This window comes from candidate division KSB1 bacterium, from assembly GCA_034506395.1.
Lineage (GTDB): Bacteria > Zhuqueibacterota > Zhuqueibacteria > Thermofontimicrobiales > Thermofontimicrobiaceae > Thermofontimicrobium.
The window spans coordinates 110,664-129,750 of the sequence record JAPDPQ010000010.1 but is presented as its reverse complement, the minus strand read 5'-3'; the positions used below and the strand labels follow the sequence as shown (position 1 = coordinate 129,750).

The window sequence follows — 19,087 nt, the reverse complement described above, 5'->3', positions numbered from 1 at the left end:
ACACCAAAAAAATGACATGTTTTAGAAATCATGCATGTTATGATTGCGAGCATAGGATCGATTGAAAAAACAAATATTGGTTCAAAAAACCGAAGGATCACAAAATCACGAGTTCATAACTAAACATTACTTCTTAAAAAAATAAGGAGTCTTCCAATGGGCATAATCAATTGCGCTACCTGTGCTTTCAGGGCGAAATACGATAACAATCCGAAATCTTTTCTGGGGCGAATCTGGCGCTGGCATACCAATTGGTGTCCTGGTTGGAAAAAGTATATGGCCTCGCTGCCCGAAACCGAACGGATTGAATTGGCACAAAAGTACCAGATGAAAAGGTATCTGGCATGAATCATCAAAAATAGCATCTGATTGCTCAAGCAAAAGCTGAATAAGATCCATTAGATTTGAAAAAGATCTGAAGTATTCTTTTTAACCTTGCTAAAGTGCTTAGCAGTATCGATGACAAATTTTCTGCTTAGGCGATTTACTAATTGAGTAGATCTCAGAAATGAAAAAATGGATTAGCAAAAATCTGGCAGGTCAGTTGCTCATCATTTTTTTGAGCTTGCTGATTGTTCTGCATCTATTCGTCCTCGTTAAAATTGTACCGCCCAATTTCGTTTGGGGCGGAAACATTGGTGGCTCGTTGACCAGGCTTTATATCCTGGAGGCCATTTCATTGCTGATGACACTAATTTTTTTATTCATTGTCATCGCAAAATTGAGATATAGCCATTGGAGCCGATTGAACAGGCTGATCAACATCGCCATCTGGATCATTTTTGCTTATTTCGTTTTGAATTTTATCGGCAATCTTGCGTCTGGGGTGGCGGTCGAAAAGCTAATTTTTGCACCCATAACCCTATTGCTTGCTTTGCTCACCGGGAGATTGGCAATTGAGAAATAATTTGGAGAAGAAGAATATGAAGCATTCAAAGATGAGGCTTTTATTACTTGCTATTATTTTATATCTGACCTCATTTTCATTTGCCAGCACGCCTAAAAATATCATCCTGATGATCAGCGACGGCTGCGGCTTTAATCATATTGCAGCGGCCAGTTTATTTGAGCACGGCAGAACTGGGGTGCAAATTTATGAACAATTCCCAGTCCGCTATGCCATGAGCACCTACCCCGCCACTGGCATCGGCTATGATCCCACCCTGGCATGGAGCGATTTTGAATACGTCCGACAAAAGCCGACCGATTCGGGGGCTGCCGCCACAGCTATGGCCACGGGTGCTAAAACATATAACGGCGCCATTGGGGTAGATGTCAATAAAGTCCGACTGAAAAATATTGTCGAAATGGCTGAAGCGCTGGGCAAGGCCACTGGCGTGATCACTTCCGTGCCATTTTCTCACGCAACGCCTGCTGGGTTTGTCGCTCATAATGTAAATCGGAGAAACTATGAGGAGATCGCCAGGGAGATGATATTGGACAGTCGTGTGGACGTGATCATGGGTGCAGGACACCCGTTTTTCAATGAGAATGGCGAGCCAATATCCAGCGGGGATTTCAAATATGTCGGCGGCCGGGATGTCTGGAAGGCGCTGACCCAGGGCCAGGCAGGCGGCGACGCCGATGGTGATGGGATTGCCGACCCATGGTTTTTGATTCAGGATCGAGAGGCATTTCAGCGGCTTGCCTCTGGGCCGACTCCCAAACGGGTCATCGGCATCGCCAAAGTGGCGACCACCTTACAACAAGAGCGCAATGGCGATAGGCAGGCCCCGCCCTATGCCGTGCCGTTCATTCAAACCGTTCCTACCCTGGAGGAGATGACCAAAGCCGCCCTCAATATTCTCGATGATGATCCCGATGGCTTTTTCCTGATGATCGAAGGCGGCGCCGTGGATTGGGCAGCGCACAATAATCAATCGGGCCGAATGATCGAGGAGGAGATCGGCTTCAATTGGGCGGTCGTTGCGGTGGTCAGTTGGGTGGAGCAACATAGCAATTGGGATGAGACGTTGGTAATCGTTACGGCTGATCACGAAACTGGCTATCTCACAGGTCCCAATTCGGGCGTTCAAGCTGATGGCAGACCTGTTTGGCATCCGATTGAAAACCGAGGCCAGGGCGTGGTGCCTGGGATGCAATGGAACAGTGGCGAGCACACCAATTCGCTGGTTGCATTCTTTGCCAAAGGTGCTGGCAGCGAGCTGTTCGATCGCTATGCCGATCAGATCGATCCAGTGAGAGGAAGATATCTGGATAATACAGAATTGGGGGCCGTGCTGCTTTTGCTGTTCGGCCCTGCAGTGGCTGATTAATGGAAAGCGAGCCACTACAAATTCGCCAGCGATAACTGTTGGCTTACCATGCGACTCAAGCTGAAAATTTTAAAAATCGAAAATGTTGAAAACAGCAATGATCAGGTGGTTCTCTTTCCAATCGCCGCTTCAAGCCTAAGCATCAGGGTTGTCCGATATTGCGATTGAAATATTTGCTGAGATTTTCAGCTACGAGATTCGGTTTTGAATTCATCTGATCTCAAAAGTGAGCGTCCCTGGTAATACTCCATCGATCGATCATTCGCATGCAGGAAATGGGATAATCGGTGCGCTCACTTTTTAATATAGCTCCAGGCCAGCTCATCCGAATCCCCATATTGCCGTTGCAGATCTGTCAGTTTTGCCTTTAGCTGCTGAATGATTTCCTGATAATCGGCATGCTGATAAAGATTGTTCAATTCATGGGGATCCTGCTCCAGATCATAAAACTCCCAGGCATCGATGTCATAATAGAAATGGATCAGTTTATAGCGTTTGGTGCGGATGCCATAATGGCGTTTTACCATGTGCCAGCCCGGATATTCATAATAATGATAATAAATGGCATCTCGCCAGCCTTGCGGGGTGCGACCACTCAAAAGCATCCGCAGCGATTGCCCCTGCATGTCGTGAGGGATTTTCATACCAGCAAAATCTACAAATGTCGGTGCAAAATCCAGATTCAGCACCAGATCGTGGTTGACAGTTCCGGGGCGGATTGCCTGCGGATATCTCATGATCAATGGCATGCGCAGCGACTCCTCGTACATGAAACGCTTATCGAACCAGCCATGCTCACCTAGATAAAAGCCCTGGTCCGAGGTGTAAACCACCAGCGTATCGTCCGCCAATCCCTTATCTGCCAAATAATCCAGCACCCGACCAATATTATCATCCACCGAAGCAATGCAGCGCAGATAGTCCTTGATGTATCGTTGATATTTCCATTTCGTTAGTTCCCTGCCTTGTAAGCTGGCCTTTCTGAACGCATCATTTCTAGGATTATAGGCCGCATCCCAGGCCTGTCGTTGCTCCGGGGTCATTCGTTTTAAATCGTTGAAAAACGCCAGTTCCAGGTCCTTCAAACTGGTGGAATCGCCCTCTGCCGGCACTTTCAAATCATACGCTAGATTCGTATGCTGGGCGATGGTCATCTCCTGTTGGTGGGCAGCAGCGCTGCGAGTTTTGTAATCATCAAAAAAAGTTTCAGGAAGGGGAATTTCGATGTCCTCGTACATCATCAGATGTTTTTCATCTGGCTGCCAGTTGCGATGCGGCGCTTTATGATGCAACAGCAGACAAAAGGGACGGCCTTTGTCACGATGATCCAACCAATCGAGACTGAAATCGGTAATCAGATCTGTGGCATAACCAGTATAATTTTTATTAATTCCCATTTCAATGAAATCGGGATTATAATACTGTCCCTGATCTGTCAGCACACTCCAGTAATCAAAGCCGGTGGGATCGCTTTTCAAGTGCCATTTGCCGATGACCGCGGTTTGATAGCCGGCCTGTTGCAGCAATTTCGGAAAAGTCACCTGACTGCCATCGAACGTCACCCTATTGTCGATCTGCCCATTGATATGGCTGTATTTTCCAGTGAGCATTACGGCCCGACTTGGCGCACAGATGGAATTGGTGACAAAACTATTGGCAAAACGCATCCCCTCGTCGGCTAATCGATCGATGTTGGGCGTTTGATTGATCTTGCTGCCATAGCAACTGATGGCCTGGTAGGCGTGATCATCCGTCATGATAAATAGTATATTGGGACGGTGGGCTCTGCCACATTTTAACAATACCGAAGGTATCATGAGCGCCGAAGCCCCCAGGCCGGTGCGCTTCAAAAATTCCCGTCGAGATGTTTTTGTTTGGGACATGAATGCTATTCTTTGATTGAATTCCTCTCGGAATTCGAGAGGATTGAATGCTTGTTGCCCGACCAAATTCCCCAACCGATTGGTCAGCCGTGAAGGATTTTATTGGCTCTTTGATAATGGAAACAGTTCCGATTCGGTGCGGGCCGATTTTAGCAGGTTAATCATTTCCTCGACTTTGTCAGGAAACTGATTGGCCACATTATTCTTCTCGCCCGGATCGCTTTCTAAATCATATAATTCAACCGGCTGATCAGGCCCCAGCCGAACAGCTTTCCAACGATCGATGCGAATGGCCTGTTGTCCTTGAAATTCCCAGTAGAGAAAATCATGCTTTCTTTGGGGTTTGCCCAGCAAGGTCGGCAGCAGCGAGATGCCATCGATATCGGCTGGCACTTTTGCTCCAATAATTTCAGCTAATGTGGGATAAAAATCCCAAAAGGCCGAAATGTGATTAGAAATTGTGCCGGGCTTAATTTTGCCTTTCCACCTGGCGATCAACGGGACACGGATGCCGCCTTCGTACACCGATCCCTTGTAATTTTTTAGTCCACCATTGCTATTAAAAAAGACGGGATCAGCGCCGCCATGCGGCCAGGCAGCACCATTGTCGCTGGAAAAGAAAATCAACGTGTTTTCATCAAGTTGCAACACCTTCAGCAAGTCCAAAATTCTTCCCACCTCCCGGTCCAATCGCGTGATCATGGCAGCATAGGTAGCATGGGGCGTACGATTTGGGAGATAACCGTTTTCACTACCACCAAGATAGGGCGTTTCAGGAAATTTGCCCTCGTACTCGGCCAGCGCGTCCTCCGGCACCTGGAGAGCCAGATGCGGGATTGTGAATGGCAGATACAGAAAGAACGGTTTATCCCGATTAGCCTGGATGAACGACAGTGCTTCTCGGGCTAACAAGTCCATCGAATACTGTCGGCCAACATAAATTTTATAAGATTCGGGATCTCTTGGATCGCGATCCGCGGGCAAAGGCTGATGCGGGAAAAAGTAACTGTTGCCCTCTAGAATCTCCTTTTGACTATTGCGCCAAAGATGCGCGGGATAATAGTTGTGTGCCAGACGCTGGCAAAGATACCCGTACCAGAAGTCAAATCCCTGCTGATTGGGATGGCCGGAATCGTTTGGGCCACCTAAACCCCATTTGCCAATTGCCGCTGTGACATAACCGGCTCGCTGCATCATTCTGCCGATGGTCTCTGTTCCAGGCAGGAGCGGGCGTTGTCCTTCGATGTTTGGATCGTGCCACACATCGCCACGCTCGGTCATTTCATCATTGCCGCGGATATAGGCGTGGCCGGTATGCTTCCCAGTCATCAGAGCACACCGCGATGGCGCGCACACTGGGCTACCAGAATAGTGCTGCGTAAACCTCATGCCCTCTGCTGCCATCCGATCAATATTGGGCGTTCGTATCTTTTGTTGACCATAACAACCCAGCTCGCCATAGCCCAGATCGTCCGCCAGGATGAAAATGATGTTCGGCTTTTTGCGCCTCGCATATCGGAAAAAGGCACTGCTGGCTGGGAAAGAAGCACCAGCGATCGCCAGGCTGGTGGTTTTAATAAATTGTCGACGTTTCATTCTGCCAATCTCCTCGTTGGAGTTATCCATAACATTTTTTGAATTTTTGCCGCTGCCACAGGGACCGGGATCGTTTCGGCACAAAGTAGAACTTTGCCTGCTGTTCGACTCTCATGGCTGCAAAATTTGATGCAAGCTGAATAGGTGATGAGATCTCTCAATTATAAGCGCCAATAGATTTTGATCCTCTATCCAATATGTTTTCATGTCTTACGATTCAACTTTTTTTAATTCAAACCAGAATGTGCTGCCTTTCCCCAGAGCGCTCTCAATGTAGATTTTGCTACCATGTCGCTCCACGATATGTTTCACAATCGCCAATCCCAGGCCTGAACCACCCAGCGCTTGGGATCTGGCTTTATCAATCCGATAGAACCGCTGAAAGATGCGATCGTGATATTTGGGATCAATGCCAATACCATTGTCGATCACTGCTACTTTGATTTTATTTGTACCCGTATTAGAAACCCGGACCTGTATTTTGCCTTCAGGAAGCGTATATTTAATGGCATTGTCAACCAAGTTGTTCAGCACGGAACGGATGCCATCTTCATTAGCCAGCACTCGCACCTGCGGCGGGACATCAAATGTTAATTCGATATTTTTTTGTTGTGCTGATGTTTTAAAATCGTCCACAATATCCTTGATAATAGCACTCAAATCCGTGGGTTTCAGTTCCAGAGGTTGCTCGCGTTCGAGCTCTGAGAGTTTAAGCAAATCGCTGACAAGAAACTCTAATCTCTGGGCTTGTTCCCTGATTCGTCTTAAGAATCTGATGCGATCGCTTCGATTCTCTACTGCCCCCTCCAGCAAAGTTTCAGTATAACCCACGATCGAAGTTAGCGGCGTTTTGAACTCATGAGAGGCGTTTGCTACAAAATCTCGCCGAATTGCCTCCAATTTCTTGACCGCTGTGATATCGTACAACTGAACCAACGCGCCATTATCCCCAAGTTCAGCCAGCCAAAATGGAGTCACAATATAGCTAAAAAATACCTTCTGTTGATCGACCAGACGTTCAAACTCTCCAGCAATTTTCGTTTTTTCTTTCATCGCCTGGTCCACTGCGACGATCAGTGGCTCATCTCGGATGATCTCAAGCAAATTTTTATGGTCAATACTCGCATAATCAAATTTCATCATTTGAAAAATTCGAGGATTGGCATGGATAATGTGTTTTTGGTGATCCAGAACAATGATCCCAGCATCAAGGTTGGATAGTATATCTTCCAATTTCGATCGCTCGTGCGAAATTTGTCGGATCTGGTTTTTCAATTTATCGGTAAGATCATTGAAGATCAGAGATAATGTACCTATTTCATCTACCCTGCCAATAGGGAACGATCTCTCTAGGTCACCATTAGCAATTTTCTGGGCAACCTTCAAAATCGAAGTAATTGGTGCTGCAGCGACCCGGCTAAAAAAATACGACAGCAGCACCAAAATTATCAAACCAACGATATTGGCTGCAACGATGAGCGTAACGATATTGGAAAGGGACTCCTCAAACCGTTGATCATAATAAGCCAATCGCAAAAAACCTGAGAGTTTCCCTTGGAATTTGATCGGGAAAGCGGTATAGAAAATCTTCCGATGAACCGTGTCACTCATCCGATAACTCTGACCAATACCAGTCTCCTTGGCTTGTTGAATTTCTGGACGGCTCAAATGATTATCCATCTGCCTAACTTGATCCTTGGCGACATCAGAATCAGCGATCACCCTTCCGTTGGAATCGATAATCGTCACTCGCGCATTGACAATCCTTCTGATGCGATAACAAATTTCAAAGCAAGCCGTTTCGCATTCGTTCAGATTGCCAATTCGATGCTCATCAAACATGCTGAGCGCCAATTCTGTTTTTATCCGCATCTCATTAAAAATCAGATCGAATAAATAGCGCTTGATACTATGATAAAAAACGAGGTCAAATAAAATTAATCCGACCATAGAGACAGAAAGGACAATCAGCAGCAGATTCCATTGATATTTCTTGAACATATTCTCTCCCATTTTTTTATTTAAACAGCAAAAATAATTTTTTGTTCGATCGATGGACCCTTTCTCCAAAAATTTTTCAGTATTCTACCCTAAAAAATGATCAAAATGCCACCAACAATAGTGTAAGAGATGAGTTCCAAACAAATCAAAAAATAAAATTTTGAACACAGGCTAATCTTAATTCATTTTGATTGCTTTTGATGTAATTTTTCAGTTAAATAAAAATTTTAGTAACGCGAGACTGGTAAGTTAGAATGCTTCCTTAGAAGTACAGTCTTGAAGCTCCATAGAATAACCATGGCAGCAACTTTTTTGGTGATTTAATAAAAATTCAGAGGATTCACAGGAGCGCTGCTATTGAAAGATCTAAGCACGCTCATGATGCAAGATCTTGTGATGCATGAAGGAGGTGATCAAAAATTAGGTCCATACTCAGATATCTGCGGAGCAAATTTATTTCGGGACTTTTTGTGACCGTCCCGATAATTGCAACTTTCCTCGCTTTAAAATTTCTCTTGAAGGCGATTGACGGATTGGTAGGGACGTTACCTGAGCGTTTATTCGGCATTCATATTCCTGGTATTGGTATTTTGGTTACGATTCTTCTCATCTTATTCATGGGACTGTTAGCGAGCAATTTGTTGGGGAAAAAAATTCTCCAGTATACCGAAAAAATAATCTCAAGCATCCCAATCGTCAATAAAATCTACAATGCATCCAAAGAACTGATGCAAGCTGTGACTGTGCCGAATCGGACATCGTTTAAAGCAGTTGTTATGATCGAATATCCGCGCAAGGGGATTTATTCCTATGGATTTATTACGAGCACTGTCGAACGAAAAAATCTTGAAGGTTCAGAGACTTTAGTCAATGTCTATGTTCCCAGCGTACCGGTCCCTACCACTGGGTTCATTGTCGCAGTACCAGAAAAGGAAATCATTAGGGTTAATATTTCAATTGAAACCGCTTTGAAGTTAGTCGTTTCCGGTGGGATTGTCTCACCAAAATCAATTACTGAAAAGAAAAAGGAGTCCTAAAAATGGGACTTTTGTCTCAGGTGGTGCGCTTGTAATGATTCGATTGCCATTCATCACCGATTGATTCTGATAGATGTCGTCGGGTGTTAAAAACTGGCTAGAACGCAAAACCGAATGCTTTATTGCCTCAGGGTTTAGCACAAATGGGATCATGACAATAATCATGATTAAATGCAATACGCTATCGTGTTTCAAGACTTACATTCAAATCAAAAAATCTTGATGTCAATAAAAAACTGCTACGGATCTCCGATGCAAGACATAATCCCATCGTGCATTATAATAGCCCGAGCCGATCCTGCCAGTTGGTCGAATTGAAGGGCCGCGCCTTGAATCTGATCAAACAATGTGATTATGACGTGAAAGAGATTCCCTTGCAGCGCAACGATCTCTTTTTAATTTACACCGATGGTGTGACCGAGGCGATCAATGAAAATCAGGAGTTATTTGAAGAAAGCAGGTTGATTCAGGCTGTCGAAGAAGTAGCGTCAAAATCGGCCGATGCGGTGATTCAAAATGTAAAATCCTCATTGGCTGCTTTTATGGGCAAGGCGAAGCAGACCGATGATGTGTTGGTGATTGCCATAAAGGCAACTGGGTAACTGGGTAATGAGTTCCCAAATGGTAAAATTGTTGTACACTGGGCAAAAATATTTTGACCGCGAATTCCGCTAATTTTTCAAATTGCGCAAATTAACAATTAGCCAAATTGGTTTAATTCGCGTAATTAGCGGTCAAGCATCTTTTTGGTTCTGGCTTGTCCAGGTTGGGTAATTAGGTAATTCGGGAATTAGTATTTAGTTGGTTTAAAGTTTGATCAAATGGCAAAATCTTTTTTGACCTCAGAAATAGCATCCCAAAGAATTAAAAAAGCAAGAAAGCCATTTCTGTGGAATTACAGTTCTGTGGGAGAATATCTTGCATTGCAAAATTTCTATTTGACATTGAAGGATTAGTTTCATATATTAAAAAGCAATATTTTTTCTAATTAAATCAAGAAAAAACTCTGGGAGGAAAAATGGCAGTTAAAGAAAAGATCCAAGGCGATGTGGCTGTTCTTCAGGTCAGCGGGAAATTGATGGGCGGCGACGAGACCAAAGAGGTGCATGAAAAGGTGAAAAGCTTGTTAGGCGATGGGATCAAGAAAATCGTTATCGACGTTTCCGACGTCAAATGGCTCAATAGCTCGGGCCTGGGCATGTTGATCTCCTGCCTTACATCCGTGACTAACGCCGAAGGGCAATTGAAAATAGCTGGTGCAACTGAGAAAATCAATAGCCTGTTGATGATCACCAAATTGATTACGGTTTTCGATACCTACGAAACCGTGGATCGGGCAGTGGCAACGTTCAAATAACGATACTGATTCCATCGCTCCAAGCGATGGAATCAGTGGCCTCCTTAAATCAAAATGGCCTTACAGCAGAAGCACATGGAATTTGAGGGGAGAGATTCTTTCAAGGCATGGCCAGCAAGATGGTTATGCCTTGTTTCGTTTTAGGGAGCGAAATATGTCACAATCGGTCAGATCGTATTTCATTATCGAATAGTTGAGAAATTTGGTGAAGGCAGGATGGGCGTCGTTTACAAAGCCGAGGAGCTGGAACTTAAACGAATTGTCGCTCTCAAATTTCTCCTCCCAAAATTGACTCGCGGTCGCGAGGCAAAAGATCGCTTCATTCAAGAAGCACAGAGTGCTTTAGCGCTGGATCATCCCAATATTCGCACCATTTACAAAATCAATGAGGGGTGGTTGTTTATTGCCATGGCATATTATGGAGGAATGAGGCTTGCTAAGAAAGTTATCAGCAAGCAGTTGTCGGTTAACAGCGTCATCGATTTTGCCACGCAAATTGGGAGGGAGCTGGCTAAGGCTGGGATTAATTATGACACGACGGATCAGACGTTTGACATGACCGAGACGCTCAAGCAATATCCCATGCCGCTGACGAGTCTGAAGGATTTTGTGCGGGAACGGTGTGGAAAGGTGTGAAACGAGGGCATGGTGCAGGGAGAATACAGCTTGGAGCGCGGAGCATAAGCTTTTCCAAGCCTATTTGATTTATGAAAGCTGGTTTCACATGATAATGCTTTAAAATGAATCTGTAACAACGAAAAAGCTCTAACACTAAGATTGATGAAATTAAGTGTGGCATGTGTCAGGTTATTTTTTTACTACACGACAGGTCAAGTAATAAAAAATAGCCCCAGAACTGGGGCAATAATGATTTCAACCATTTTTTTGACCATTCAACAGCATAGCACATTTTCATCGAATTATTTTAGCGATTTCTTGAATCTGCTCCATTAGTATTTTCACTTGCATTGGATAGAGCGATTGAGCACCATCGCTCAGTGCATTCTCTGGATCATGATGGACTTCAATCATGATACCATCGGCACCCACGGCGATTGCTCCACGGGCTAACGGCAGGACGAAATTGCGATCGCCGCTGGCATGGCTGGGGTCTATAATAATTGGCAGGTGGCTTAATTGCTTGATCGCAGGAATCAGGTTCATATCCAGCGTATTGCGTGAATAATCGGAGAAGGTCCTTATGCCGCGTTCACACAAAATGACTTGAAAATTCCCTTCATCGAGAATGTATTCTGCTGCCATTAAAAATTCTTCCAATGTGGCTGAAAATCCCCGTTTCAATAGGACGGGTTTGGCTATTTTCCCTACCCGTTTAAGCAAGCTGTAATTATACATATTTCTTGCGCCAATTTGGATAATGTCTGCATATTCTGTGACCAGATCCAATGTCTCAGCATCGACAGATTCTGATATGATCTTCATTCCCGTTTCTCGCCTCACTTGCGCAAGAAGCTCCAATCCTTTTTTCCCCAATCCTTGGAATGAGTATGGGGAAGTTCGAGGTTTGAAAGCTCCCCCTCGAAAGATTTTGATCCCCATCTTTGCAAGCTGATGGGCGATGGTGAAAATTTGATCTTCGGTCTCTACCGAACAAGGGCCTGCAATAATGGCGATTTTGTCGCCGCCGATCTGGACATCCTTCAGGTCAATCACTGTATTTTCCTGCCGAATCTCACGACTGACGAGTTTGTAGGGCTTAGTCACAGAAATACATTGTACCACGCCAGGCAGACCCTTGAAATGCTCGGGTGAAATGGGTCCTTTGTTCCCAGTAATGCCAATTGCACAACGGGACTGACCCGGGATGACATGGGGCTGCAAATTCAAATCTAATATTTTTTGTTTGACTTTTTCAATTTGCTCTTGTGTCGAATTGACATGCATGACGATTAACATAAGCGCTCCAAGTATTGTTTTATTTCTTGAAGAAAAGCTTGAAGGCCTTCTTCACCATTATTTTCCCATATTTCTAAGATGCGAGTTCCAATAATGGCCATTTCGACGTGATTGACGAGAAAATCCAGGTCTTGCTTCTGTGAAATTCCAAATCCGACTGCTAATGGCAGCTCTGTTGCGCGGCGACATTTCTGAACATAATCAGCAAAATCATCTTCAAATTTGGTGTGTTCCCCTGTCACACCTTTCCGCGCCACTACATAGACAAATCCACTTCCAGCTTTGCCGAGCTCCTTGAGCCGCTGCTCAGTGGAGCTGGGCGTCATGAGGGGGATCGCTGCCAGGCCCTTTTGCTTTGCTCTATCAAATAGATTGCGACCCTCCTCAATTGGCAAATCTGGGATGATAAACCCTCTCCCACCTGATGATTGAAGGCGATCTAAAAAATTTGCCTCTCCCATTTTGAAAACAGGGTTATAGTATCCCATCATCAGCAGAGGGAAGTCGAACCGGGCGGTTGCTTTCTCCATAAATCGGAAATATTGATCTACCGTTGTCCCACGCTGAAGTGACATCTGATTGGCACGAACAAAGATCGGGCCGTCTGCGATCGGTTCAGAAAACGGCATTTGAATCTCCACAACGTCCACATCGTTCTCGGCCATGATTTCCAACGCTTTCAAGTTCGCCTCGAATGATGGATAACCAACAATGATATGTGTCATTAGGCAAATTCTTTTGCGTTTTAGCCGCTCCCGAAGATATTCATCAACTCTCATAATTCTTTGCTCTCTGCTTAATAAATTCTTTCCAATTTTTATCAGACAACGCCTCTGCCACAGTGAAAATATCTTTGTCCCCACGCCCTGATTGGTTGATTAAAATCGTTTCTTCTGGCTTCATTTTCGGTACTTCTTTCAAAGCTAATGCAAAGGCATGGGCGCTCTCTAACGCTGGAATCAATCCCTCTTTTTTCATGACTAGTTGGAAGGCGGCGACAACTTCCTCATCCGTTGCAGCCTCAAAGCGAACTCGGCCGATCTGAGCCAAATAGCTGAAGATGGGACTGACACCGATGTAGTCCAACCCTGCTGCCACGGAGTAGGTATCGAGCATCTGACCATCTTCATTCTGCAGAAAATAGGTCTTATAGCCTTGTGCTACCCCAACTGAGCCATGGTTGCTTGCCAGGCGAGCTGCATGTTTGGAACTCTGTAATCCCTTTCCTCCAGCTTCCACAGCAACCAGTTCAACAGGGTCGTCCAAAAATCCCTGAAAAATGCCGATGGCGTTCGACCCGCCACCGACACAGGCATATACGCGACACGGCAGCTCCCCAGCTATTTGGATCATTTGCTCTCTCGCTTCGCGACCAATGATCGATTGGAACCAGGCCACCATCTCTGGAAATGGATGAGGTCCACAAACGGTGCCAAGCACATAATGGGTCGTATCGAAATTGGTGACCCAGTCCCGCATCGCCTCGTTGATTGCATCTTTCAGGGTTTTCGAGCCATCCCGCACCGGGACCACTTGAGCGCCAAGTTGTTCCATCCAGAAAACATTCGGGCGTTGACGACGGACATCTTCTTCTCCCATATAAATCACGCATTCAAAACCGAACCGTGCAGCCATGGTTGCTGTTGCAACACCGTGTTGTCCGGCGCCAGTCTCAGCAATTATTCTGGTTTTTCCAAGACGCTTGGCAATTAATCCCTGCCCCATCACATTATTCACCTTATGCGCACCCGTGTGATTAAGGTCCTCCCGTTTCACATAGATCCTTCCCCCACCCAGATACTTTGTCAGATTTTCCAGGTAAGTAATGGGTGTTGGCCGACCAGAATACGTTTTCATCAGCGCCACAAATTCAGACCAAAAGGTTGGATCATCTTTGGCAGCTTGCAACGCCTGGCGCAATTCCATGATGGGGGAGCGCAAAATCTCGGGTATGAACGCACCACCGAATTCACCGTAATAGCCTTCTCGGCCGTGTTCAAATTTAAATAGGTCCATTTTATTTGCATCCTCCATATATCAACGCAAAAGATCGTTTCTTTTTAACCGATAAAAAAAGAGCTGCAATTTCATCGGATCTTTCTTCCCAGGGAAAGCCTCCAAACTCGAGGACAGATCCACGCCAAAAGGTTGAACCTTGGCCAATAGCGCTTCGATGTTCTCTGGCCCAAGCCCACCAGCAATGATAATATTGCTCAGATTTAATTGGATCAAAGCTTCCCAATTGAATGTCCTGCCGCTGCCACCATGGATCCCTTGAACATGCGTGTCCAATAAGATTTTCCATGCGGAAAGATCCAAATTGTGCATGAACTGGCCCTCGGGGGTGATTTTCTCTGCTTTTATCACAGGCAGATATTTTCCCAACAATTCGCACATCATTGGGCTCTCATTGCCATGAAGTTGAACACAAGTGAGACCTGCGTAATTAGCAAGGTTTAAAATATTCGTTGGGCATTCATTCACAAAAACACCAACTTTTTCGATGTCCTTCGGTAGGTGAGAAATGATATGTCTGGCTTGTTCAGCGGAAATGCGGCGTTTGCTGGGAGCAAAAACGAATCCCACCGCCGAAGCGCCCAATTCCGCACTTAACAGGGCATCATCAATATTGGTTATGCCACATATTTTTACAAAAAGCATAATCCATTCCTTTTTCATCATGTTAAATAGACTTCTTCAAAACAGAGAATCAAGTCATTCCGAGCGCAGCGAAGAATCCCATCAATCGTCAAAAACCAAAAATTGCTCCGTAGCTTTGCTCCTCGTAATGACTCGCTTTTATTATTTTGCAGAGCTCTAATCATGTAGAAGTTCGCAGAACGAAATCTTTATATCATTTTTAACAGAACCAAGCAAACTGACAAAGGTGCATTTCTCACACGATTAATTCATTAATCAGGTCTCTCTTCGGCCACTGGCGGGTCGAAATGATCTTTCTTCTTGTTTTGCGTAAGCGTGTTGCCAAGGAGGGATTCTACACCATGTCTCTTATCATTAAGCCTCATAAGAAACTCCCCCACTAAAATTCCCTTGAAGCCAGCCTGTTCCAATGCTTTGACCTCATGATGATCTTTGATGCCACTTTCGCTCACCACAATCCGATCCGAGGGGATCTTTTCTATCAATCGAAAACTGGTGTGGAGATCGACTTGAAATGTCTTTAAGTCTCGATTATTAATTCCAATTATGGCGGTTTCAATTGGTAATGCCCGATCCAATTCCTGTTCGTCATGAATTTCAAGGAGCACATTCATCTGCAAGTCAGCGGCTAATTTAGAAAATTCTTTCAGTTCGTCGTCTGAAAGAATGCTTGCAATCAACAAAACGCAGTTCGCTCCAAAATATCGCGCTTGATAGATTTGATATGGATCGATGATGAAATCTTTGCGCAATAAGGGGATTGAGACAACCTGGCGAACTTTGTTCAAAATTTCTAAAGAGCCCTGGAAAAAATCGGGTTCTGTGACGACGGAAATAGCGGCCGCGCCCGCAGTGGCATAATCCAAGGCGATGGCAGCGGGATCAAAATCCTTGGTAATCGTTCCCGCTGTTGGGGAAGCCCTTTTGATTTCCGCAATTAATTGAATTCCAGGCTGCTCGAACGCCTGTTTGAATAAATTCGGATTCTGATGGGGAAATCTTGGACTTTGATACCATTCCATGGGAGCTATTTTCTTTTGTTCACGTATTCGTTCTTTAACCTTTTGCACGATATGATAAAGATTCATTTCTTTCCTCCTTGAGAAAAATGCTTTAGCTGTTCTAATTTCTCTATGGCCGCCCCAGAATCAATGGATTCTTGCGCTTTTTGAATTCCTTCATGTATTGAATTTGCTAACCCGCCACAGACAATTGCTAAAGCTGCATTCAATACCGCTGCATCGCGCTTGGGACCTTTTTCACCATAAAGAAGATTTTTTAAAATCACGGCATTTTCGGATGCATTTCCTCCCAGCAGATCTCCCGATCTCGCTCGTTGGAAACCGAAATCCTCAGGGCTGACAAATTGCGACGATACTCGATCGCCAATTAGCTCTGTGACCAGGGTTCGGCCACATAAAGTCAATTCATCCAGACCATCCTCGCCGTGGACGATGAAGACATGCTCGCTTCCCAATTGCTTGAGAATATCGGCAAAAAAGCCTGTCAGATCATCTGCAAAAACGCCGATAACCTGTCGCTTTGCCGAACACGGATTCAATAAAGGACCAAGCATGTTAAATACAGTTCGGATCCCTAATTCTTTTCGGGGCACAGTAGCAAATTTCATCGATTGGTGGAACAGCGGCGCAAAACAAAATCCGATCCCAATCGTTTCAATAGCCATTTTTACTTTTTCGGGAGGCATCAAAATATCAATGCCCAGCGCCTCTAACACATCAGCGCTCCCACACTTGCTGGAGACAGAACGATTATGGTGCTTGGCAATAGGAACACCCGCACCAGCAGCAATAAAAGCAGCAGCGGTTGAAATATTGAACGTGTGCGCTCCGTCTCCTCCAGTTCCACAGGTATCTACCACTGGCAAAGGAGTCTCGACTCGGACAGATAACTCACGCATCGCTTTGACAAAGCCACTCACCTCTGCAGACGTTTCGCCTTTGGCACGGAGAGCCACCAATAATCCTGCGATTTTTTCATTGGAATATTTGCCGCTTAATATCTGAATCATCACATCATAAGCTTCCGATTCACTCAGCGACTGCTTTCTAATTAGCTTTTCTAAATAAGTTGCAAATTCCATGAGCTGACTCCTCATCTAAAGATACAAAAAATTTTCTAAAATTAGCATTCCCTGCTCTGTTAAAATTGATTCGGGGTGAAATTGGACGCCTACGGTAGGATAGGTCTTATGGCTTATCGCCATGATCACATTATCATCCGTACGCGCCGTAATTTTGAGTGTCTCTGGTAGTGACTCAGGAGCAACCATTAATGAATGGTAACGCCCGGCTTTGAACGGATTTGTCACATTTTTGAAAATACCCCTTTCTTCATGAAAAATGTTCGAAGATTTTCCATGCATCATTTCGGGCGCTAGCACAATTTTACCGCCGAACACCTGACCAATGGCCTGATGACCTAAACAAACTCCCAAAATTGGGATCCTTGAAGCAAAATGCTCAATCACCCCCATCGTGATGCCCGCATCTTTCGGCCAACCTGGCCCTGGAGAGATGACAATCCGATCAGGAGCCAACCGCTCAAGGTCGGCAATCGTGATTTGATCATTGCGATAGACTTCAATTTGTTGCCCCAGACAACCGAGGAACTGAACTAAGTTATAGGTGAACGAATCATAATTATCAATCACGGCAATCATCATGAGCCTCCTCTGCCATTAAAATGGCCTTGAATAATGCTCGTGCTTTATTCCCTGTTTCTTCAAGCTCTTTTTCAGGCACGGAATCAGCGACGATCCCTGCTCCAGCTTGCCAGTATGCGATTTTATTTTTGATCAACATTGTTCTAATAGCTATACAGGTATCCATCCTTCCGCAAAAATCAAAATAACCGACCGCACCCGCATAAAAGCCTCTCTGCGTCGTTTCCAGTTCATCAATGATCTCCATGGCACGGACTTTCGGCGCACCAGTGACCGTTCCAGCAGGAAAGCAGGCTTTAAATACATCGACACTATCGAATCCTGGCTGTAATTCACCTGTCACAGTGGAAACGATGTGCATGACATGAGAATAATTCTCCACATGCTTCAACACGTCCACTTTCACAGTTCCATATCGAGCAACCCGGCCAATATCATTGCGCCCCAGATCTACCAGCATCACATGTTCAGCCAGCTCTTTTTCGTCGTGTAACAGTTCTGCCGCGATCTTGCGATCCTCATCTGGTGTTTGCCCGCGCCGGCGTGTTCCGGCAATGGGTCGAACCATTACTCGAGAACCGTCATATTTGACCATGGTCTCTGGTGATGACCCCACAAGTTCCAATCCATTAAAATTGAGGTAGAACATGTACGGGGAGGGATTAATCAACCGCAACATCCGAAAAACATCGAATCCCCCACAGTGGATCGAGCCGTGAAATCGACGCGACAAGACGACCTGAAAAATATCCCCATTTCGGATATATTCCTTGGCTCTAACGACGCTCTGAAGATAATTTTCATCCGTCATATTGAACCATACCCCAGGCGCTGACGCTTTCGGATTCCCTTGTATCTCCCTTATTCTCGGCTGATGTAAAGAAAATTTTTTGAGTGTCATCTCAAAAAAAGCATCTGCACGTTCAGCTAACTGCTTCGGCGCACTCCCATCCTCAAAGTGGATAATGAGTTGAAGCGTGTGGTTGAAATTATCAAAAATGATGATTTGTGTCGGCAATACCAGAAGGATCTCAGGCAGTTGCAAATCAACCCTTGATTTGGCTGGGATTTGCTCGATATGCCTGACCGCATCGTAGGAGATATACCCGCAAAGAAAACCGCATTCAAATAAGGCTGTTCGATCAAATTCAAACTTGGTCAATATCCACTTCAAATGGTCAAATGGATTTCCATCTCCTAAATCCAGTTGATCCTCTGAAAGCGGACTCTCAATAATAGTATGATTGGATAGTCGCTTAAATATGAGCAAAGGCTTCATTCCAATAACCGAATACCGGCCGCGCTGCCCATCTCCCTCCATGCTCTCCAACAAAAATGAATAAGGTTGATCGCTCAATTTATGATACGTGGATACAGGAGTATCCATGTCAGCAAGAAATTTTTTGCTGAACGATTTCATTCTGATTTTTGAATCCAATAATTGGTTAAGCTTCATACATTATTCCTTTTTTTAGGGCTGAAAATAAAAAAGGCTGTCTTACTTTTAGATCACAGCCTTTCCAATTAAAAAGGCCGTGGACTGTAGACATCCACGGCCAATGAGATTTTCTTTAAAAAATAATGGGTGGACGCCTACGTGCAATTCATCCAGCGCCACCACCAGTTGTTCGCATTGTCGATTTTTGATATATTATAAAACATACTGCCTCTAA

The 19,087-nt window shown here is 44.9% G+C and carries 18 protein-coding genes; 7 read left to right on the top strand and 11 right to left on the bottom strand.

The window, feature by feature from the left end; genetic code table 11:
- The first annotated feature begins 156 nt into the window (after positions 1 to 156).
- The 3 genes from ONB37_08735 to ONB37_08725 all read left to right on the top strand — a co-directional run bounded on the left by ONB37_08735 (position 157) and on the right by ONB37_08725 (position 2,276).
- Complete coding sequence (locus tag ONB37_08735) at positions 157 to 348, top strand: hypothetical protein (protein ID MDZ7400232.1); 192 nt, start codon at positions 157 to 159, stop codon at positions 346 to 348.
- Positions 349 to 508: 160 nt separating this feature from the next.
- Positions 509 to 907 (top strand): hypothetical protein, encoded by a 399-nt coding sequence (locus tag ONB37_08730; protein MDZ7400231.1) that lies wholly within the window; start codon positions 509 to 511, stop codon positions 905 to 907.
- A 16-nt stretch (positions 908 to 923) separates the two neighbouring features.
- Positions 924 to 2,276 carry an alkaline phosphatase gene (locus ONB37_08725; protein MDZ7400230.1) on the top strand — a complete coding sequence of 451 codons (1,353 nt, stop codon included), beginning with the start codon at positions 924 to 926 and terminating at the stop codon, positions 2,274 to 2,276.
- Between the two features lie 293 nt (positions 2,277 to 2,569).
- Here the strand turns inward: ONB37_08725 and ONB37_08720 are convergent, their stop codons facing one another.
- From ONB37_08720 to ONB37_08710, 3 genes are all read right to left on the bottom strand, one after another.
- A complete protein-coding gene (locus ONB37_08720) occupies positions 2,570 to 4,159 on the bottom strand; it encodes a sulfatase (protein MDZ7400229.1) in 1,590 nt (529 codons plus the stop codon).
- Between the two features lie 99 nt (positions 4,160 to 4,258).
- Positions 4,259 to 5,755 (bottom strand): arylsulfatase, encoded by a 1,497-nt coding sequence (locus ONB37_08715; protein MDZ7400228.1) that lies wholly within the window; start codon positions 5,753 to 5,755, stop codon positions 4,259 to 4,261.
- A gap of 210 nt (positions 5,756 to 5,965) precedes the next feature.
- Entirely contained in the window at positions 5,966 to 7,756 is a 1,791-nt protein-coding gene (locus ONB37_08710) for an ATP-binding protein (GenBank protein ID MDZ7400227.1), read from the bottom strand.
- A gap of 470 nt (positions 7,757 to 8,226) precedes the next feature.
- Here ONB37_08710 and ONB37_08705 point away from each other — a divergent pair, with 470 nt between their 5' ends.
- The 4 genes from ONB37_08705 (at position 8,227) to ONB37_08690 (ending at position 10,786) form a co-directional block, all read left to right on the top strand.
- Positions 8,227 to 8,793 (top strand): DUF502 domain-containing protein, encoded by a 567-nt coding sequence (locus ONB37_08705; GenBank protein ID MDZ7400226.1) that lies wholly within the window; start codon positions 8,227 to 8,229, stop codon positions 8,791 to 8,793.
- Between the two features lie 176 nt (positions 8,794 to 8,969).
- Complete coding sequence (locus ONB37_08700) at positions 8,970 to 9,395, top strand: serine/threonine-protein phosphatase (GenBank protein ID MDZ7400225.1); 426 nt, start codon at positions 8,970 to 8,972, stop codon at positions 9,393 to 9,395.
- 416 nt (positions 9,396 to 9,811) lie between these two features.
- Positions 9,812 to 10,150, top strand: a complete 339-nt coding sequence (locus tag ONB37_08695; GenBank protein MDZ7400224.1) for an STAS domain-containing protein — start codon at positions 9,812 to 9,814, stop codon at positions 10,148 to 10,150.
- 189 nt (positions 10,151 to 10,339) lie between these two features.
- Complete coding sequence (locus tag ONB37_08690) at positions 10,340 to 10,786, top strand: protein kinase (protein ID MDZ7400223.1); 447 nt, start codon at positions 10,340 to 10,342, stop codon at positions 10,784 to 10,786.
- Positions 10,787 to 11,062: 276 nt separating this feature from the next.
- Here ONB37_08690 and aroF read toward each other — a convergent pair whose 3' ends face one another.
- From aroF to trpE, 8 genes are all read right to left on the bottom strand, one after another.
- A complete protein-coding gene (aroF, locus tag ONB37_08685) occupies positions 11,063 to 12,067 on the bottom strand; it encodes a 3-deoxy-7-phosphoheptulonate synthase (protein MDZ7400222.1) in 1,005 nt (334 codons plus the stop codon).
- Positions 12,061 to 12,846 carry a tryptophan synthase subunit alpha gene (gene trpA, locus ONB37_08680; GenBank protein MDZ7400221.1) on the bottom strand — a complete coding sequence of 262 codons (786 nt, stop codon included), beginning with the start codon at positions 12,844 to 12,846 and terminating at the stop codon, positions 12,061 to 12,063. The genes aroF and trpA overlap by 7 nt, the downstream gene beginning before the upstream one ends.
- Positions 12,836 to 14,083: a tryptophan synthase subunit beta gene (gene trpB, locus ONB37_08675; protein ID MDZ7400220.1), complete on the bottom strand. Its 1,248-nt coding sequence runs from the start codon at positions 14,081 to 14,083 to the stop codon at positions 12,836 to 12,838. Before trpB ends, trpA begins: the two co-directional genes overlap by 11 nt.
- Before the next feature lie 21 nt (positions 14,084 to 14,104).
- Positions 14,105 to 14,749 carry a phosphoribosylanthranilate isomerase gene (locus ONB37_08670; GenBank protein ID MDZ7400219.1) on the bottom strand — a complete coding sequence of 215 codons (645 nt, stop codon included), beginning with the start codon at positions 14,747 to 14,749 and terminating at the stop codon, positions 14,105 to 14,107.
- Positions 14,750 to 14,979: 230 nt separating this feature from the next.
- The gene (gene trpC, locus ONB37_08665) at positions 14,980 to 15,816 is read right to left on the bottom strand and encodes an indole-3-glycerol phosphate synthase TrpC (GenBank protein ID MDZ7400218.1); all 837 of its coding nucleotides are present in this window, start codon (positions 15,814 to 15,816) and stop codon (positions 14,980 to 14,982) included.
- A complete protein-coding gene (gene trpD / locus ONB37_08660; protein MDZ7400217.1) occupies positions 15,813 to 16,832 on the bottom strand; it encodes an anthranilate phosphoribosyltransferase in 1,020 nt (339 codons plus the stop codon). The genes trpC and trpD overlap by 4 nt, the downstream gene beginning before the upstream one ends.
- A gap of 15 nt (positions 16,833 to 16,847) precedes the next feature.
- Positions 16,848 to 17,411, bottom strand: coding sequence for an aminodeoxychorismate/anthranilate synthase component II (locus ONB37_08655; protein ID MDZ7400216.1), 564 nt, complete (start codon positions 17,409 to 17,411; stop codon positions 16,848 to 16,850).
- A complete protein-coding gene (trpE, locus tag ONB37_08650; protein ID MDZ7400215.1) occupies positions 17,395 to 18,870 on the bottom strand; it encodes an anthranilate synthase component I in 1,476 nt (491 codons plus the stop codon). The genes ONB37_08655 and trpE overlap by 17 nt, the downstream gene beginning before the upstream one ends.
- Between the last annotated feature and the right edge of the window lie 217 nt (positions 18,871 to 19,087).

Coding starts and splice junctions, on each gene's coding strand:
- trpB (MDZ7400220.1), bottom strand. CDS start 14,083: ATGGACCTATTTAAATTTGAACACGGCCGAGAAGGCTATTACGGTGAA.
- ONB37_08735 (MDZ7400232.1), top strand. CDS start 157: ATGGGCATAATCAATTGCGCTACCTGTGCTTTCAGGGCGAAATACGAT.
- trpC (MDZ7400218.1), bottom strand. CDS start 15,816: ATGAATCTTTATCATATCGTGCAAAAGGTTAAAGAACGAATACGTGAA.
- ONB37_08695 (MDZ7400224.1), top strand. CDS start 9,812: ATGGCAGTTAAAGAAAAGATCCAAGGCGATGTGGCTGTTCTTCAGGTC.
- trpA (MDZ7400221.1), bottom strand. CDS start 12,846: ATGAGAGTTGATGAATATCTTCGGGAGCGGCTAAAACGCAAAAGAATT.
- trpD (MDZ7400217.1), bottom strand. CDS start 16,832: ATGGAATTTGCAACTTATTTAGAAAAGCTAATTAGAAAGCAGTCGCTG.
- trpE (MDZ7400215.1), bottom strand. CDS start 18,870: ATGAAGCTTAACCAATTATTGGATTCAAAAATCAGAATGAAATCGTTC.
- ONB37_08710 (MDZ7400227.1), bottom strand. CDS start 7,756: ATGTTCAAGAAATATCAATGGAATCTGCTGCTGATTGTCCTTTCTGTC.
- ONB37_08725 (MDZ7400230.1), top strand. CDS start 924: ATGAAGCATTCAAAGATGAGGCTTTTATTACTTGCTATTATTTTATAT.
- aroF (MDZ7400222.1), bottom strand. CDS start 12,067: ATGTTAATCGTCATGCATGTCAATTCGACACAAGAGCAAATTGAAAAA.
- ONB37_08655 (MDZ7400216.1), bottom strand. CDS start 17,411: ATGATTGCCGTGATTGATAATTATGATTCGTTCACCTATAACTTAGTT.
- ONB37_08730 (MDZ7400231.1), top strand. CDS start 509: ATGAAAAAATGGATTAGCAAAAATCTGGCAGGTCAGTTGCTCATCATT.
- ONB37_08715 (MDZ7400228.1), bottom strand. CDS start 5,755: ATGAAACGTCGACAATTTATTAAAACCACCAGCCTGGCGATCGCTGGT.
- ONB37_08720 (MDZ7400229.1), bottom strand. CDS start 4,159: ATGTCCCAAACAAAAACATCTCGACGGGAATTTTTGAAGCGCACCGGC.
- ONB37_08670 (MDZ7400219.1), bottom strand. CDS start 14,749: ATGATGAAAAAGGAATGGATTATGCTTTTTGTAAAAATATGTGGCATA.